At 60.8% G+C, this 1,369-nt stretch carries 1 pseudogene; it reads right to left on the minus strand.

Annotation, left to right across the window (positions count from 1 at the left end):
• A pseudogene (locus A9X01_RS09480) lies at positions 1-1,346 on the minus strand (PPE domain-containing protein); the annotation flags it as partial.
• Positions 1,347-1,369: the final 23 nt, after the last annotated feature.

A 1,369-nucleotide genomic window follows, 5' to 3' on the forward strand; every position in this document is an offset into this window, starting at 1 on the left:
CCCGACGCACTCAACGCCAGGTTCTGCCACCCCGAACTACCCGCACCGGAGTTGAAGAAACCCGACGAACTGCCCGAGCCGCTATTGAAGAACCCCGACGACGGAGCACCCGAGGTGTTGCCGATGCCCGGGCCACCTGCGATCGAGAACGGAATATCGATCGGGCCAATGGTGCCGACGATGCCGCCGAATAACGTGTATCCCGGGCCGCCAACCAGGAACTCCAGCTGCGGCCCGCTGACCGTGATGGACGGAAAGTTGATGGGACCGACGGTGGAGGTGTTGTCCACGCTGGTGATGTTGTTGATCAAAAACTGGGGGATGGTAAACGGCTGCGTGGTGATGTCCAACGTGCCACCAGATATCGTCAGGTTCAACGGGATTCGCATGCCGAAGTCCACTGGGATCTGCTCGAGGCGGATGGAGTAGGAAAACCCGGTGATGCCTTGGGCGTCGCCGCGGACGAACATCCCGTTGTTCATGTTGCCGGAGTTGCCGATACCGGTGTTGATGTTGCCGGAGTTGCCGATACCGGTGTTGAGGTCGCCGGTATTAAACCAACCCGTGTTGGTGTCACCGCCGTTGAAATCACCGCTGTTGAAGCTGCCCGCATTGAAGCTTCCGGTGTTATAGCTTCCGCGGTTACCGATACCGGTGTTGAAGTTGCCCGGATTAAACAACCCGGTGTTGCCGATACCGGAATTCCCGATCCCGGTGTTGTAGCTGCCGGTGTTGAACAACCCCGCATTGCCCACCCCGGCGTTCGAAATACCCTTTAGATCGAACCCGGAGTTGGCGATACCCACGTTGCCGTCACCGGTGTTGAAGAACCCAATGTTGTTGTCACCAGTGTTACCGAACCCGATATTGCCGGTGCCGGTATTGCCGAAGATGTCGGTGGCGATCGCTTCGGCCGAACCGGGATTCAAGCTGTGCGCCAACAGGGTGCCGAGGTTGGTATTGCTCAACAAGCTGCTCAACGACTTGCTGCTGAGCAGGTTGCTCACCGCCGGACTGGACAGCAGAGTGGCCACAGTCGGGCTGGACAGCAGAGTGGTGACGGTCGGGCTGTTGAGCAAGGTGGTGACGGTCGGGCTGCTCAGCGCGCCGGTCAACGCCGTCGTCACGGTGGCGCTGTTGAGCAGACTGTTCAATCCCCCAGAACCCGACAGACCCGCAACCAACGCCTGCAAACCAGCACCCGAACCGCCGAAACGCCACAGGCCCGGCCCAAAACCGTTGCGCCCGAACGATCCCCAACCACTGGCCGCCGTCGCGCCGCCGGTCGGGACGCCACCGAGCTCATGCAGACGCAGATTCGCCAGACCACCAGTGCCCGACTGCACACTGCGCACCACCCCAGCCAGAT

This window comes from Mycobacterium asiaticum (assembly GCF_001668675.1).
Lineage (GTDB): Bacteria > Actinomycetota > Actinomycetes > Mycobacteriales > Mycobacteriaceae > Mycobacterium > Mycobacterium asiaticum_D.